Annotated in this window: 16 protein-coding genes and 1 tRNA gene; 8 read left to right on the top strand and 9 right to left on the bottom strand. The window is 72.0% G+C overall.

Annotated elements, in window-relative coordinates; all coding sequences use genetic code 11:
• Positions 1 to 2: 2 nt before the first annotated feature.
• Positions 3 to 1,196: a selenoneine synthase SenA gene (gene senA / locus WDZ95_RS07285; RefSeq protein ID WP_425777345.1), complete on the bottom strand. Its 1,194-nt coding sequence runs from the start codon at positions 1,194 to 1,196 to the stop codon at positions 3 to 5.
• Between senA and senB the strand changes: the two genes are divergently transcribed.
• Genes senB through WDZ95_RS07270 form a run of 3 tightly spaced genes read left to right on the top strand, consistent with a single transcriptional unit; the run spans position 1,195 to position 3,965 of the window.
• On the top strand, positions 1,195 to 2,190 hold the full coding sequence (senB, locus tag WDZ95_RS07280; RefSeq protein WP_425777343.1) for a selenoneine biosynthesis selenosugar synthase SenB: 996 nt from the start codon (positions 1,195 to 1,197) through the stop codon (positions 2,188 to 2,190). The two genes, senA and senB, sit on opposite strands and share 2 nt — an antisense overlap.
• Before the next feature lie 13 nt (positions 2,191 to 2,203).
• Positions 2,204 to 3,274 carry a selenide, water dikinase SelD gene (selD, locus tag WDZ95_RS07275; protein ID WP_425777341.1) on the top strand — a complete coding sequence of 357 codons (1,071 nt, stop codon included), beginning with the start codon at positions 2,204 to 2,206 and terminating at the stop codon, positions 3,272 to 3,274.
• 1 nt (position 3,275) lies between these two features.
• Positions 3,276 to 3,965 (top strand): haloacid dehalogenase type II, encoded by a 690-nt coding sequence (locus WDZ95_RS07270; protein ID WP_425777339.1) that lies wholly within the window; start codon positions 3,276 to 3,278, stop codon positions 3,963 to 3,965.
• A gap of 9 nt (positions 3,966 to 3,974) precedes the next feature.
• Here the strand turns inward: WDZ95_RS07270 and WDZ95_RS07265 are convergent, their stop codons facing one another.
• From WDZ95_RS07265 to ftsY, 3 genes are read right to left on the bottom strand one after another with little or no spacing between them, the layout of a single operon-like run.
• The gene (locus tag WDZ95_RS07265) at positions 3,975 to 4,781 is read right to left on the bottom strand and encodes a DUF4399 domain-containing protein (RefSeq protein WP_425777337.1); all 807 of its coding nucleotides are present in this window, start codon (positions 4,779 to 4,781) and stop codon (positions 3,975 to 3,977) included.
• Between the two features lie 32 nt (positions 4,782 to 4,813).
• On the bottom strand, positions 4,814 to 5,938 hold the full coding sequence (locus WDZ95_RS07260; protein ID WP_425777335.1) for an NAD(P)/FAD-dependent oxidoreductase: 1,125 nt from the start codon (positions 5,936 to 5,938) through the stop codon (positions 4,814 to 4,816).
• A gap of 17 nt (positions 5,939 to 5,955) precedes the next feature.
• Positions 5,956 to 7,050: a signal recognition particle-docking protein FtsY gene (gene ftsY, locus WDZ95_RS07255; protein WP_425777333.1), complete on the bottom strand. Its 1,095-nt coding sequence runs from the start codon at positions 7,048 to 7,050 to the stop codon at positions 5,956 to 5,958.
• 29 nt (positions 7,051 to 7,079) lie between these two features.
• Between ftsY and WDZ95_RS07250 the strand changes: the two genes are divergently transcribed.
• The 5 genes from WDZ95_RS07250 to WDZ95_RS07230 are packed head-to-tail and all read left to right on the top strand — an operon-like array spanning position 7,080 to position 11,240.
• On the top strand, positions 7,080 to 8,486 hold the full coding sequence (locus WDZ95_RS07250; protein ID WP_425777331.1) for an insulinase family protein: 1,407 nt from the start codon (positions 7,080 to 7,082) through the stop codon (positions 8,484 to 8,486).
• Positions 8,483 to 9,832, top strand: a complete 1,350-nt coding sequence (locus WDZ95_RS07245) for a M16 family metallopeptidase (RefSeq protein WP_425777329.1) — start codon at positions 8,483 to 8,485, stop codon at positions 9,830 to 9,832. The genes WDZ95_RS07250 and WDZ95_RS07245 overlap by 4 nt, the downstream gene beginning before the upstream one ends.
• 9 nt (positions 9,833 to 9,841) lie before the next feature.
• Complete coding sequence (rsmD, locus tag WDZ95_RS07240) at positions 9,842 to 10,423, top strand: 16S rRNA (guanine(966)-N(2))-methyltransferase RsmD (RefSeq protein ID WP_425777327.1); 582 nt, start codon at positions 9,842 to 9,844, stop codon at positions 10,421 to 10,423.
• A gap of 21 nt (positions 10,424 to 10,444) precedes the next feature.
• A complete protein-coding gene (gene coaD, locus WDZ95_RS07235) occupies positions 10,445 to 10,939 on the top strand; it encodes a pantetheine-phosphate adenylyltransferase (protein WP_425777325.1) in 495 nt (164 codons plus the stop codon).
• 10 nt (positions 10,940 to 10,949) lie between these two features.
• A complete protein-coding gene (locus tag WDZ95_RS07230) occupies positions 10,950 to 11,240 on the top strand; it encodes a YfhL family 4Fe-4S dicluster ferredoxin (protein WP_166227309.1) in 291 nt (96 codons plus the stop codon).
• Here WDZ95_RS07230 and pth read toward each other — a convergent pair.
• The 5 genes from pth to WDZ95_RS07205 all read right to left on the bottom strand — a co-directional run bounded on the left by pth (position 11,198) and on the right by WDZ95_RS07205 (position 14,829).
• Entirely contained in the window at positions 11,198 to 11,851 is a 654-nt protein-coding gene (gene pth / locus WDZ95_RS07225; RefSeq protein ID WP_425777322.1) for an aminoacyl-tRNA hydrolase, read from the bottom strand. The genes WDZ95_RS07230 and pth overlap by 43 nt on opposite strands.
• A gap of 158 nt (positions 11,852 to 12,009) precedes the next feature.
• Positions 12,010 to 12,636, bottom strand: coding sequence for a 50S ribosomal protein L25/general stress protein Ctc (locus WDZ95_RS07220; RefSeq protein ID WP_425777320.1), 627 nt, complete (start codon positions 12,634 to 12,636; stop codon positions 12,010 to 12,012).
• Positions 12,637 to 12,721: 85 nt separating this feature from the next.
• Positions 12,722 to 13,696 carry a ribose-phosphate pyrophosphokinase gene (locus WDZ95_RS07215; protein WP_166227306.1) on the bottom strand — a complete coding sequence of 325 codons (975 nt, stop codon included), beginning with the start codon at positions 13,694 to 13,696 and terminating at the stop codon, positions 12,722 to 12,724.
• 94 nt (positions 13,697 to 13,790) lie between these two features.
• Positions 13,791 to 13,867 (bottom strand) — tRNA-Gln (locus WDZ95_RS07210).
• Positions 13,868 to 13,953: 86 nt separating this feature from the next.
• Positions 13,954 to 14,829 (bottom strand): 4-(cytidine 5'-diphospho)-2-C-methyl-D-erythritol kinase, encoded by an 876-nt coding sequence (locus WDZ95_RS07205; RefSeq protein WP_425777318.1) that lies wholly within the window; start codon positions 14,827 to 14,829, stop codon positions 13,954 to 13,956.

Here is a 14,829-nt window from a genome sequence, read left to right as displayed (position 1 = left end):
CATTAGAACCCGGCCGCGCTGCGAAAGCCCGCGAAGAGGTCGTTGCGTTCGGCGCTGAAGAAGTTGCGGTAGCGCGGGTGGCGCAGGTGCGCGGCCGTGGCGTGGCTCGCGCCCTTGAGCACCGGGCGGCCGTCGAACCAGGGGCGCGAGTATTCGCGGTAGGGATGGGCCACGAAGCCCGGGAAGGGCGCAAAGGGGCTCGAAGTCCATTCCCAGACCTGGCCCCAGGCGAAGCCGGGCGCGCCGAGCGCGGCGCATTCCCACTCGGCCTCGCTGGGCAGGCGCCGGCCGGCCCAGTCGCACCAGGCCCGGGCCTCGGCCGCGCTCAGGTGGCAGGCCGGGGCCATGGGATCCAGGGGCTGCCACACGCCGTGCCGGTGCCGCTGCCACTGGCCACCGGCGCGGCGCAGGTGGCGCGGCACCGGCACGGCGCCCGCGTCGACCGCAGGCAGGTAGCGCGCCCAATGCACGGGCTGGGCGTCGATCTCGAAGGCCGCGAGCGCCACGCTGGCGCCCGGCAGCTCGTTGTCGAACGCAAAGCCCGGCCCGGGCCGGCCCAGGCGCCAGGTTTGCGCGGGCAGGCGCAGGGGGGGCCGCGGCGCGGCGGGCGCGGGCGGCAGGTGTTCGGCGGGCAGGGCGATGCCCAGGGTCTGCGCCATGTAGACCCAGGCCTCGGCGTGCATGTCTTCGTGGAACAGCGCGAGGCGGAAGACGTAGAGCGCGTCGTCGTGGTCGTCGGCGCGCGCGAGCAGCGCCAGGGTGTCGTCGAGGCTGGCCTGCAGGTCGGCGCGGGTCTGTTCCAGCGTGGGCAGCGGCAGCGACCAGCGGGTGGCGTGCGGCACCGCGCTGCTGTCGTACAGCGCATCGGCGTCCAGGCCGCGCGCGGCCTGGCGCGCCGGGTGCAGCGGGTGCTCGGGGTCGGCCTGCGCGCCGCGGTTGCGCCCGGGGTGGCGAGCGATCCAGCGGTCGGTGAACCAGGCGATGTGCCCCAGCTCCCACAGCGGCGGGTTGAGCTCGGGCGAACGCGGCACCGCCAGCGCGGGGCCGAGCGCGGCCTCGTAGGCGTCGAGCAGGCGCAGCGTGCGCGCACGCGTGGTCTGCAGCAGCGCGGCCAGCGCCGCGGGCCCGGCGCGGCGCGCGGCTTCTCCCACGGTTTCATCGGCTGCTGCCTGCTCGCTCACAATGCTGGCCTCCATGCGCGCCGACCCACGCCCCCTGCTGTGCATCGCCACCCCCGCGATGGCCGACGCCAACAACGGCAACTGGCAGACCGCGCGGCGCTGGCAGCGGCTGCTCTCGGGCCATTATCGGGTGGCCCTCGCGCGCCACTGGGCCGAACTCGAGGGCCCCGAGCGGCCGGCCGCGCTGATCGCCCTGCACGCGCGGCGCTCGGCCCCGGCGATCGCCGACTGGGCGCGCGAAGCCGGCGGCGCGCCGCTGGTGGTGGTGCTCACCGGCACCGACCTGTACCGCGACATCGCGCACGACGCCGACGCGCGCCGCTCGATCGGGCTTGCGCACCGGCTCGTGGTGCTGCAGGAGCGCGCGCCGCTGGCGCTGCCCGAGGCCTTGCGCGCGCGCTGCCGCGTGGTGTTCCAGTCGTGCCCGGCGCGCGCACCGCTGCCCCGGCCGCGCACTTTTCTGCGCGCCGTGATGGTGGGCCACCTGCGCGACGAGAAGTGGCCGCAGACCCTGTTCGAGGCCGCGCGCGCGATCGCGCCGCACGAGGGCATCCGCATCGACCACGTGGGCGGTGCGCTCGACGCGGCGCTGGGCGAGGCCGCGCGCGCCACCGCCGCGGCCTGTCTGCACTACCGCTGGCTCGGCCCCTTGCCGCACGCCCAGGTGCTGCGCCGGCTGCAGCGCGCGCACCTGCTGGTGCACACCAGCCGCATGGAAGGTGGCGCGCACGCGATCCTCGAAGCGGTGCGCTGCGGCACGCCGGTGCTGGCCTCGCGCATCGACGGCAACCTGGGCATGCTGGGCGAGGCCTATGGCGGTTACTTTTCGCCCGGCGACGCGGCCGGCCTGGCGGCCTTGCTGCGCGACTGCCGCGAGGGCATGAACGCCGCCGATGGCAGGCTCGCCGGCCTGGCCGCACAATGCCGCGCACGCGCGCCACTGTTCGACCCCGAGCGCGAGCGGCAGGCGCTGCTGGACCTGCTGGGCGAGCTGCGCCCTGGCCACTGACACGGAGAACCCCATGAACGCCCCCACCCCCGGCGCCGCCACCGAGCCGCGCCTGACCAGCCTCTCGCACGGCGGCGGCTGCGGCTGCAAGATCGCCCCCGGCGTGCTCAGCGAGATCCTCAAGGGCACCACGCAGATGCCCATGCCCAAAGAACTGCTGGTGGGCATCGAGACCGCCGACGACGCGGCGGTGTACCGCCTCAACGACGAGCAGGCGCTGATCGCCACCACCGACTTCTTCATGCCCATCGTGGACGACCCCTACGAGTTCGGGCGCATCGCGGCCACCAACGCCATCAGCGACGTGTACGCCATGGGCGGCACGCCCATCATGGCGCTCGCGCTGGTGGGCATGCCGATCAGCGTGCTGTCCACCGAAACCATCGCCCGCATCCTCAAGGGCGGACAGGACGTGTGCCAGGCCGCGGGCATTCCGATCGCGGGCGGCCACACCATCGACTCGGTCGAGCCCATCTACGGCCTGGTGGCGCTGGGCCTGGTGCACCCCGCGCGCGTCAAACGCAACGCCGACGCGCGCGTGGGCGACCGCCTGGTGCTGGGCAAGCCGCTGGGCGTGGGCGTGCTGTCGGCCGCGCTCAAGAAAGACCGGCTCGACGCCGAGGGTTACGCCCAGATGATCGCCAACACCACCAAGCTCAACACGCCCGGCCCCGAGCTCGCGAAGCTCGCGGGCGTGCACGCGCTCACCGACGTGACGGGTTTCGGGCTGGCCGGCCACACACTGGAACTGGCGCGCGGCGCGGACACCGCGGTGCGGCTGGACTGGTCGCGCGTGCCCCTGCTCGCGGGCGTGCGCGCGCTCGCCGCGGCGGGTGTGGTCACCGGCGCCTCGGGCCGCAACTGGGCCGCCTACGGGCACGAGGTGCAACTGGGCGCGGCGCTGCAGGCGAGCGACCAGGCCCTGCTCAGCGACCCGCAGACCAGCGGCGGCCTGCTGGTGTCGTGCAGCGCCGAGGCCGTGCCCGAGGTGCTTGCGGTGTTCCAGCGCCACGGCTTCGCGCAGGCCGCGGAGATCGGCGAGGTGGTGCCGTCCGGCGGTGGCGCGCGGCTGCGGGTGGTGTGACATGCCGTCCATCCTCGTCTTCGACATCTTCGGCACCGTGGTCGACTGGCACGGCAGCATCGTGCGCGAGGTGGCGGCGCTGTACCCGCAGGTCGACGCCGACGCCTTCGCGCTGGCTTGGCGCGCCGGCTACCAGCCTGCGATGCAGCGCGTGCGCGGCGGCGAAACCGGCTGGACGCGGCTCGACGAACTGCACCGCGGCATCCTCGACGAGATCCTGCCGCGCTTCGGCCTGCAGCACCTCGACGACGCCGAGCGCGCCCACCTCAACCGCGTGTGGCACCGCCTGGCCCCCTGGCCCGACAGCGTGGCCGGCCTCACGCGGCTCAAGCGGCGCTTCACCATCTGCTCGCTGTCCAACGGCAACATCGGCCTGCTCACCAACATGGCCAAGCGCGGCGGCCTGCCCTGGGACTGCGTGCTCTCGGCCGAGGTGTTTCGCGCCTACAAGCCCGACCCGCGCGTGTACCTGGGCGCGGCCGCCGTGTTCGACGTGCCGCCCGCCGAGGTGATGCTGGTGGCCGCCCACCACGACGACCTGGCCGCGGCACGCGCCTGCGGCCTGGGCACGGCCTACATCGAGCGCCCGCTCGAATTCGGCGCGGGGCATGTGAAGGACGTGTCGCCCGTGCCCGCCAACCAGTGGCACGCGCGCGACCTGGTGCATCTGGCGGAGCAGCTCGGCTGCTGAAGCGCGGGCTCAGCGCACCTCGAGGCGCGCGGTCACCGCCTCGGCCCGGGCACTGCGGCCGTCGAGGTTGTCGAGCATTTCGAGTTTGAGCGTGTAGCGGCCCGCCGGCGGTGCCAGCCACACCTCGGTCTGGCCATCGATGAAGTCCATCACCGCCGGCGCACCGTTGCCCGATTCGGGTGACACCGTGAGCCGGAAATGCCCGGTGCCTGCAAGCTTCTGCGCCATCTGCGCCACGTTGAGCAGCGAGGCGTGAAAGCGCACGCGGATCGGCGGGCGGGCGGCCGGGGCGTCGAGGCCGATCTCCAGGCCCTTCTTCTGCAGCGTGGCCGGGTCGGTGGCGGTCTTGCGCGTGACGGTGATCTTCGCGGGCTTGCTGAACACGAAGTGCGGCAGGTGCTGCTGATCGGCCAGCAGCATGCGCAGCGTGTACTCGCCCGGCGGCAGCGTCAGCACGGTCTCCATCTGGCCCTTGCCGAAGTGGATGTACTGGTCGTTGAAGGGCAGGGCCTTCTTGAAGTCGAGCGGCAGGTCGCGGTTGACCAGCAGGTGGTGGTGGCCGCTCTTGCCCTGGCCGGCCTGCGCGATCGGGGCCAGGCCCCAGCCGCCCGAGAGGCCGAACTTGAGCAGGTAGGGCGTTTCGATGCGGTCGCCGTCCTTGAGGTTGGTGAAGTAGGCCTCGGCCGACAGGCGCGGCGGCGGCACCTGCCAGGGGTGCAGCGGCGCGGGTGCGGGCGGCGGTGTCTGGGCGGCGGCGCTGCCCAGGATCAGGCAGCCGAGCAGGCCAAGGGCGGCGGTGGCGCGGCGGGTGGGCATGGCGGTGGAACGCGATAGAAAGGGCTTCGAGTCTACGGGGCGGGGCGCGCGTGCCGGTCCAGCGCACGCTGGTCGCGGCGCTCGCGCCAGCGGCGCACCCACGCGCCCTGCACCACCCACGGGCCCCAAACGGCCAGCGCATGGTGTTCGCCGCAGGCCAGCAGCATGGGCGGCTGGCGCGGCGGCCGGCGCGCCTTGAGCGGCGTGCCCGCGTGGGCGGCGAGCAGGAGCGGGGCGAGCGCGTCGTGGTCGGGGGCGTGGGCGCCGCGCTCGGCCGCCTCGCCACTGGCGAACACCGCGGGGTGGCTGAGGCTGCGGCCATGGTCATCGCAGCGCACGCGGCCGCTGTCGCCGAGCGCGAGGCCGCTGACCGCGAGCCAGGCGGGCGCGTCGCCGGGGCAGGCCAGCAGGGGCACGTCGCAGCGCAGCAGCGCGCCATTGCCCAGGCGCACGCCTTCGGCGGTGAAGCCCGTGCAGGGCTCGCACAGCACCTGGATGCCGGCGCGCCGCAGGCGCTGGCGCACGCGCTGGCGCGCCCGCGCGGGCAGTTCGGCGGCGGGCTCCGGGCCGCCCGTGACCAGCGTGAAGGTGCTGCCCGGCGCGCCGTCGCGGCGCAGGCGCTCGGCCGCGGCGAACGCGGCTTCCACCGCGGCCGTGTTGCCGCCGATCACGGCCAGCGACACGGGCTGGCGCTGGGCCAGCGCCAGCACCCCGGGCCACAGCGCCAGCAGGCCTTCCAGTGGCCACAGCGCGAGCGCGTGTTCGCGCGCGCCGGGCCAGCGCGTGTCCAGGCGCTCGCGGTCGAGCGCGGCCGCGGGGTCGAGCGAGAGCAGGTCGAAGTCCAGCGTCTGCGGGGCCGAGCCGTCGGCCGGCTGCCAGGTGAGCTGGCGGGCCTCGGCGTTGAGCGCGATGCAGTGGCCCGCGAGCGCGCGCGCATGCGCGGCCTGCAACAGCGCGGGCAGCGCAATGCGCGCCTGCTCGGGCGTGCGCCCGCCGGCCATGAGCGAGGGCAGCAGGGCCGCGGGCGTGTGCTGCGGCCAGCGCGTGAGCAGCGTGACCTGCAGGTCGCCCGGGTGGTGCGCCGCGAGCCGTCCCAGCACCGCAAGGTGCGCCGGGCCCGCGCCCACCAGGACCAGCCGCGTGATGCCGCTGCGCATGGCGGGCCCGGCCGTGCTCAGCCGAGCAGCGCCTGCGCGAACTCGCGCGGGTCGAAGGTTTCGAGGTCTTCGAGCTTCTCGCCCACGCCGATGAAGTACACCGGCACCGGCCGCTCGCGCGCGATGGCACAGAGCACGCCGCCCTTGGCGGTGCCGTCGAGCTTGGTGACGATGAGGCCGGTGAGCTTGAGCGCGTCGTCGAAGGCGCGCACCTGCGCGAGCGCGTTCTGGCCGGTGTTGCCGTCGATCACCAGCAGCACCTCGTGCGGGGCCGTGGCCTCGGCTTTGGTGACCACGCGCTGGATCTTGCGCAGCTCTTCCATCAGGTGCAGCTGCGTGGGCAGGCGGCCGGCGGTGTCGACCAGCACCACGTCCTTGCCGCGCGCCTTGCCCGCGCTCACGGCGTCGAAGCACACGGCGGCCGGGTCGCCGCCTTCCTGGGTGACGATGTCGACGGTGTTGCGGTCGGCCCAGACCGCGAGCTGCTCGCGCGCCGCGGCGCGGAAGGTGTCTGCCGCCGCCAGCAGCACGCTCGCGCCTTCATCGGCCAGGTGGCGCGTGAGCTTGCCGATCGAAGTTGTCTTGCCCGCGCCGTTCACGCCCGCGACCATGATCACCGTGGGCTTGTGCTGTCCGATCACCAGCGGGCGCTGCAGCGGCTGCAGCAGGTCGGCGATGGCGTCGCCCAGCAGGGCCTTGACGGCCGCGGGCTCGGTGGCCTTGTGCTCCTTCACGCGGCGGCGCAGGTCGCTGAGCAGGAACTCGGTGGCGGACACGCCGGTGTCGGCCATGAGCAGTGCGGCCTCGAGCTCTTCGTAGAGCGCGTCGTCGATGCGCGTGCCCGTGAAGACGGTGGCGATGCTGCCGCCCGTCTTGCGCAGGCCGGCGCGCAGGCGCTCCATCCAGCCCTGGCGCGCGGGGGCAGGGGCGGGGGCCTCGGCCGGCGCTGCCGTGGCTGGGGCGGCGGGCACGGGGGCGGGGGGCACGGGGGCGGGGGGCGCAACGGGTGTCGCAACAGGTGCCGCAGGGGGGGCGGCAGCGGGCGCCGGGGCGCTCACCGGCGCGGGCGCGGGTGCGGCTTCAGGGTTTTTCCGGCGAAAGAACGAGAACATTTGTGAATCTCTGGAATCCTTGGGATTCTATGAAACGCCTTCTGATGCCCCTGGGCCTGGCGCTGGCCCTGTGCGCGCCCCTGCCGGCGACCGCGCAAACAGCCCCACCTTCCACTGCCTCGCCCGACCCGGCCGCGACGCTGGCGCGGCAGTACACGCTGTCCAACGGCATGACCCTGATCGTGCGCCCCGACCGGCGCGCGCCCACGGCGGTGCACATGCTGTGGGTGCGCGTGGGCTCGATGGACGAGGTCGACGGCACCTCCGGCGTGGCCCACGCGCTCGAACACATGATGTTCAAGGGCAGCGCACTGCTCAAGCCCGGCGAGTTCTCGCAGCGCGTGTCGGCCCTGGGCGGGCAGCTCAATGCCTTCACGAGCCGCGACAACACGGCCTACCACGAGCAGGTGCCGGCCGACCGCCTCGAGGAGGTGATGCGCCTGGGCGCCGACCGCTTCGCCACCAACCGCTGGTCCGACGACGAGTTCGCGCGCGAAATGTCGGTGATCAAGGAGGAGCGCCGCCAGCGCACCGAAGAATCGCCGCGCGCGCGCATGTACGAGGCCTTCAACGCCATGGTCTGGCAGGCCAGCCCCTACCGCCGCCCGATCATTGGCTGGATGAGCGATCTGGACGCCATGACCCCGCAGGACGCGCGCGACTTCCACCGGCGCTGGTACGTGCCCGCGAATGCCGCGGTGGTGATCACCGGCGACGTGGACGTGCAGCGCGTGCGCGAATGGGCCGAGCGTTACTACGGCCGCATTCCTGCGGCGGCCGTGCCCGAGCGCAAGCCGCGCACCGAGCCGCCGCAGCAGGGGCCGCGCCGCCTCGAGTACCGCGGCGTGACCGAGCAGCCCCTGGTGACCCTGGCCTGGCACGCGCCGCGCTACAGCGGCCGCGACGACGAGGCCAGCCGCGACGCGCTCGCGCTGGCGGTGCTGTCGGGCCTGCTCGACGGCTACCCCGGCGCACGCCTGGACCGTGCGCTGGTGCAGGGCGAGGGCAACGCGGGCAAGCGCGTGGCCGACAGCGCCAGCGCGGGTTACGGCCTGATCGGCCGCGGGCCGCAGGTCTTCACGCTGTCGGCCGTGCCGGCGCGCGGCGTCACGCCCGAGATGGCGGCGGCCGCGCTCAAACTCGAGGTCGAACGCATCGCCCGCGAAGGCGTGAGCGAGGCCGAGCTGCAGCGCGTGAAGACGCAATGGACGGCGAGCGAGGTTTACAAGCTCGACTCCATCATGGGCCAGGCCCAGGAGCTGGGCACCTACTGGATCAACGGCCTGCCGGTGGACGCCGGCGAACGCCTGATTGCGCAACTGCGCGCGGTCACCGCCGAGCAGGTGCGGGCGGTGGCGGGCCGCTATTTCATCGAGCGCACGCTCAACACCGGCGTGTTGCTGCCAGAGGCCAGGAACGGGGAGGGTGCGCGATGAGCGGGCGTTTCGTTTTCTTCTGCCGCGTCGCTCTCGTGGCGGCTGCGGTCTGCGGCGGCGTGGCCCAGGCCGCGATCCCGATCGAGCAGTGGGCGCACGCCAGCGGCGCGCGCATCTACCTCGTGCAGAGCCCGAGCATTCCCATGGTGGACGTGCAGATCAACGTGGACGGCGGCAGCCGGCGCGATCCCGCGGGCAAGACCGGCCTGGCGGGCGTGACCGCGGGCCAGTTCCAGAGCGGCGTGCGCGCCCACGCCGGTCAGCCCGCGCGCGACGAGAACGCACTGGCCGCGGCCTGGGTGGACCTGGGCGCGCAGTTCAGCGCCAGCGCCGGCAGCGACCGCTTCACGGTGCAGCTGCGCAGCCTCACCGACCCCGCGATCCTGCCGCGTGCGGTGGCGCTGGCGGCGCAGCAGCTCGCCGCACCGGCCTGGCCCGAGCGCGTCTGGCAGCGCGACCGCGAGCGCAGCGTGGCCGCGCTGCGCGAGGCGCTCAACCGCCCCGGCACGCGCGCCCAGCAGGCCTTCCTGCCCGCCGTGTACGGCGATCACCCCTACGGCCGCTACACCACCCCCGAGAGCCTGCAGGCGATCTCGGTGGACGACATGCAGGCCTTTTACCGCCGCCACATGAACGCCTGCCGCGCGCAGATCGTGATCGTGGGCGCGGTGGACCGCGCGGGTGCGCAGGCCATCGCCGATCCGCTGCTCACCGCCATCGCGCCCCACGGCTGCGCCACGCTCGGCGAGGTGCCCGAGGTGCGGCCGCTGGCGCGCGCCGCCGAGCAACGCCTGCCGTTCGAGGCCGCGCAGGCGCAGATCCTCATCGGCCAGCCCGGCATTGCGCGCAACCACCCCGACTTCTTCGCGCTGCTGGTGGGCAACCACGTGCTCGGGGGCGGCGGCTTCACCTCGCGCCTCACGCTCGCGGTGCGCGAGCAGCGCGGCCTCACCTACGGCGTGTACAGCAACTTCTCGCCGGGCCGCCACGCGGGGGCATTCCAGATCGGCATGACCACCCGGCCCGACCAGGCCGACGAGGCGGTGCGCGTGGTGCGCGAGACACTCAGCGCCTACCTCGCCGACGGCCCGACCGAGGCCGAGCTGCAGGCCGCCAAGGACTTCCTCATCAACGGCTTTGCGCTGCGCATCGACAGCAACCGCAAGCTGCTGGACAACGTGGCCAACATCGCCTGGAACGGGCTGCCGCTCGACTACCTGGACACCTGGACCGAACAGATCCGCCGCCTCACGCGCGAGCAGGTGCGCGACGCGATGCGGCGCGCGCTGCAGGCCGATCGCATGGTGACCGTGGTGGTGGGCGCTCAGGCGCCGGCCGCGCGTTAAGCTCGGCGCATGAAACACCAGGCCGGTTCGCCGCCGCAGGAGGTGCGCATCCTCGGCGGCCAGTGGAAACGCAGCAAGCTGCCTGTGGCCGACCGCCCGGGTCTGCGGCCCACGCCCTCGCGCGTGCGCGAGACGCTGTTCAACTGGCTGGGCCAGGACCTCACGGGCTGGCGCGTGATCGACGCCTTCGCGGGCACGGGCGCGCTCGGCTTCGAAGCCGCCTCGCGCGGCGCGCGCGAGGCCCTGCTGTTCGAGCAGGACCCGGCGCTGGCCGCGCAGCTGCAGGCCGTGCGCACGCGCCTGAAGGCCGAGGCCGTGCGTGTGCAGCGCGGCGATGGCCTGGCGGCGCTGCGGGCCGCGGCGGGGCAGGGCTGGAACGCCGTCTTCCTCGATCCCCCGTTCGATGCCACGGCCGTGTTCGAGCCCGCGCTGCGCGCGGCGGCCGCGGCCATCGGCCCCGAGGGCTTCGTGTACCTCGAAGCACCCCGGCCCTGGAGCGAGGCCGAGCTGGCCGCGCTGGGCCTGGCGCTGCACCGCCACGGCCGCGCGGGCGCCGTGGCCTTTCACCTGCTACGGCCGCTGGCGGCCTGAGCGGGCGGGATAATCCGGCCCATGGCTGCCTCCCGCATCGCCGTCTACAGCGGCACCTTCGACCCCATCACCCTCGGCCACGAGGACGTGATCCGGCGCGCCGCCGGCCTGTTCGACGAGTTGATCGTCGCGGTCGCGGTGGCCCACCACAAAAAAACCCGGTTCTCGCTGAACGAGCGCGTGGCGCTGGTGGAGCAGGCGGTGCAGGGCCTGCCGGGCCGCGTGCGCGCGCTGCCCTTCGACGGCCTGATCATGGACCTCTGCCGCGAGCACCGCGCGCAGGCCGTGGTGCGCGGCATCCGCAACCTCACCGACTTCGATTACGAAGCGCAGATGGCGGCCATGAACCGCAAGCTGCACCCGGGCGTCGAGACCGTGTTCCTGTTGCCGCAGGCCGAGCTGCAGTGCATCAGCAGCACCCTGGTGCGCGAGATCGCCAAGCTCGGTGGCGACGTGTCGACCATGGTGAACCCGGCCGTGGCGGCCAGCCTCGTGACGCCGCCCTTGCAGGCCTGAGGACCGCGCCATGGCCTTGATGATCACCGACGAGTGCATCAACTGCGACGTCTGCGAGCCCGAGTGCCCGAACCAGGCGATTTACATGGGCGAGGAGATCTACGAGATCGACCCCGCGCGCTGCACCGAATGCGTGGGCCACTTCGACGAGCCGCAGTGCATGCAGGTCTGCCCGGTGTCGTGCATCCCGGTCGACCCGAATCACGTCGAGTCGAAGGAAACGCTGTGGCAGAAGTACCAGCGGCTGCAGAAGGCCGGTCAGGGCTTGTCGTCGGCCGCGGGTGAGGCGCCTTCGGCCTGAGCCGGCGGCGGCGCCGGGCGCGGCGGTTTGGGCCGCGGCGGCTTGCTGGTGTGGATCAGGGCTGTGGCCTTGTCCATCTCGCCCGCTATCAGGTGGGGCAGGGCCGTGAGGCAGCGGTCCAGCGTCTGCGCGATCGCGATGCGGTCGTCGGGCGAGGGCTTCTTGAGCACCCAGTTCGCCACCTCGTTCTTGTTGCCCGGGTGGCCGATGCCGATGCGCAGCCGCCAGTAGTCGGCGCTGCCGAGCTGGGCGTGGATATCGCGCAGGCCGTTGTGTCCCGCATGGCCGCCGCCTTTCTTGAGCTTGGCCTCGCCCGGGGGCAGGTCGAGTTCGTCGTGCGCCACCAACACCTCTTCGGGTGCGATCTTGTAGAAGCGCGCGAGCGAGCCCACCGACTTGCCCGAGAGGTTCATGTAGGTCTGCGGCTCCACCAGCCACACGCTGTGGCCGCCCACGTTGGCGCGCGCCACCAGGCCGAAGTGCGAGCGCTCCATCTGCAGCGACACCTTGAGCTGGCGCGCCACGTCGTCGACCCACCAGAAGCCGGCGTTGTGGCGCGTGTGTTCGTACTCGGGGCCGGGATTGCCCAGGCCGGTGATGAGTTTGATCATGGGGCGGGATTGTCCCAAATGTGGCCAAAGAAAAGGCCCGCACGCGGCGGGCCTTGTTCAGCGAAGGCAGAAGGGTTCTGGCGCCGGGCCGCCCCAAGCCGGAACGCGCCCCCTTTGGGGGGCAGCGACCCGCGCAGCGGCGGAGCGTGGGGGCCAGATTACTTCTTGCCTTTGGCCTTCTTCTTGTCGTCGGCCGGGGCGGCGACCGGTGCGGCCACCACTTCTTCCACGGGCTCGACCACGGTGGCCACGGTGATGTCCTTGCGGCCGTGGGTCACGATCTTCACGCCCTTGGGCAGCTTGATGTCACCCGAGTGCACGGTGGCGCCCTTGGTGACCTGGCTCAGGTCGACGCTGATGAATTCGGGCAGCGCGGTGGCCAGGCACTCGATCTCGATCTCGTTGGCCACGTGGTTGACCAGGCACTTGTCGAGCTTGACGGCGGGCGATTCTTCGGCGCCGGTGAAGTGCAGGGGCACCTTCTTGCGCAGGCGGGTCTTGTCGTCCACGCGCTGGAAGTCCACGTGCAGCACGAGGGGCTTGTAGGGGTGGTACTGCACGTCGCGCAGCAGCACTTTCTCGACCTTGCCGTTGAGCTCCATGTCGAGGATGGACGCGTGGAAGGCTTCCTTCTTCAGCGCGTGCCACAGGGCGTTGTGATCGAGTTCGATCGTGGCGGGGGCGGTGTTGCCGCCGAAGACGATACCGGGCGCACGGCCGGTGATGCGCAGGCGGCGGCTCGCACCCGTGCCCTGCTTGCTGCGCTCGAAAGCGACGAATTGCATGACTGACTCCAGTTGAGGGGTTCCGCGACCAGAACGCCTCTGTTTCAACGATGGCCGCCGCGGGGGCGACCGGCTTCTTGCTGCCTCAGAACAGGTTGTCCTGATCGGCGAACAAACTCATGACCGACTCGCCCGAGGAAATGCGCGCGACCGTCTCGGCGATCAGCGGCGCCACGGAGAGCTGGCGGATCTTGGCGCAGGCCTGGGCGGACTGCGACAGGGGAATGGTGTTGGTCACGACCACTTCGTCGAGCGCCGTGCCCTTGGCGATGCGCTCGATGGCCGGGCCCGAGAAGATCGGGTGCGTGCAGTACGCATAGACGTTCTTGGCGCCACGCTCCTTGAGCACCTCGGCCGCCTTCACGAGCGTGCCCGCGGTGTCGATCATGTCGTCCATGATCACGCAGTTGCGGCCTTCGATGTCGCCGATGACGTGCATGACCTCGGACACGTTGGCCTTGGGGCGGCGCTTGTCGATGATGGCCATGTCGCAGTTGAGCTGCTTGGCCAGCGCACGCGCGCGCACCACGCCGCCCACGTCGGGCGAGACCACCAGCAGGTCTTCGTAGTTCTTGGTGCGCAGGTCGCCCAGCAGCACGGGCGAGGCGTAGATGTTGTCGACCGGGATGTCGAAGAAACCCTGGATCTGGTCGGCGTGCAGGTCCATGGTGAGCACGTGGTTCACGCCCACGGTCTGCAGCATGTCGGCCACCACCTTGGCGCTGATCGGCACGCGGCTCGAACGCGGGCGGCGGTCCTGGCGGGCGTAGCCGAAGTAGGGGATGACCGCGGAGATGCGCTCGGCCGAGGCGCGCTTGAGCGCGTCGACCATGATGAGCAGCTCCATCAGGTTCTCGTTGGTGGGCGCGCAGGTGGACTGGATCACGAACGCGTGGCGGGCGCGCACGTTCTGGGTGATCTCGACCGTGACTTCGCCGTCGGAGAAGCGGCCCACATTGGCCGCGCCCAGCTGGGTGCCCAGGTGTTGGGCGATCTCGGACGCCAGCACCGGATTGGCATTGCCGGTGAAGAGCATGAATTCCGGGGGCTGAACGTTCATGGCAATCCCAGCGGTCTGGCGGCCACCGGCGGGGCCGCGATCAAAAAACAACGGCCATCAGGGATGGCCAGTGTGAGTGATGTCAGAAAAACGGTGGCAGGGGAGGAAGGACTCGAACCCTCGCATGCCGGAATCAAAATCCGGTGCCTTAACCAACTTGGCGACTCCCCTACGCAGGAGGCCCGTGCCACAAGACACGTGCCACCGAATTGTCGCAGGTTGCACAACCGCAGGACCGACTGCTGGGTGGGCTGGACTCAGTCCTCGCACCAATCGGCCAATGGATGCACATCCATGTTGCTGCAGACCTGCACCTGCCAACCCGCTGGCGGCGCGTTCAGGCTTGTGATGCCCGGGGCGAGCGGTGCGAAGACCGCGGTGCCGGACCCGCTCATGCGAGCGGACAAACCTTGCGAAGCCAGCCAGTCGATGCAGTCGCTCACCTCGGGGCAGAGCGTTTGCGCGACCGGTTGCAGGTCGTTGCGACCAAAAGCCATGCAGGCTTTCAAATCCAACAAGCTGTTTGCAGCGAAGCCTCGCATTGTAGCAGTTTCTGAATCGCGTTTGAGCGATGGCGACGCAAAGATCTGTGGCGTGGACGCGCCGCCTTGTGGTTTGACCACCACGAGCCGGCCCGCGGGCAGGGTGATCGGTGTGATCTGCTCGCCAATGCCCTCGACCCAGGCGTTGCGCCCGCCGATGAAGAACGGCACGTCGGCGCCCAGGCCCAGGCCGATGCGCGCGAGCTTGGCGCGCCGCAGCTTCAGGCCCCACAGCCGGTTGAGCGCGAGCAGCGTGGTGGCGGCGTCGGACGAGCCCCCGCCCAGGCCGGCCTGCGTGGGCAGGCGCTTGTCGAGCGTGATGCGCGCGCCCTGTGTGCAGCCCGTGGCCTGTTGCAGCGCGCGCGCGGCGCGCACGCAGAGGTCGTCCTCGGGCAGCGCGCCGGCCTGCAGGTCGACGCGCGCGATGCTGCCATCGTGGCTGCGCTCGATGTGCAGGCGGTCGCACCAGTCGATCAGCATGAACACCGACTGCAGCAGGTGGTAGCCGTCGGCGCGGCGGCCCACGATGTGCAGGAAGAGGTTGACCTTGGCCGGCGCGGGCAGGTCGTACAGGCGCTGAAGACCGGTCAT

The sequence above is a fragment of the Hydrogenophaga sp. T2 genome (assembly GCF_049843535.1).
In the GTDB taxonomy this organism is placed as follows: domain Bacteria; phylum Pseudomonadota; class Gammaproteobacteria; order Burkholderiales; family Burkholderiaceae_C; genus Hydrogenophaga; species Hydrogenophaga crocea.
Note: the sequence above shows the minus strand (reverse complement) of the source record. Positions and strands in the feature narration are given on the sequence as shown.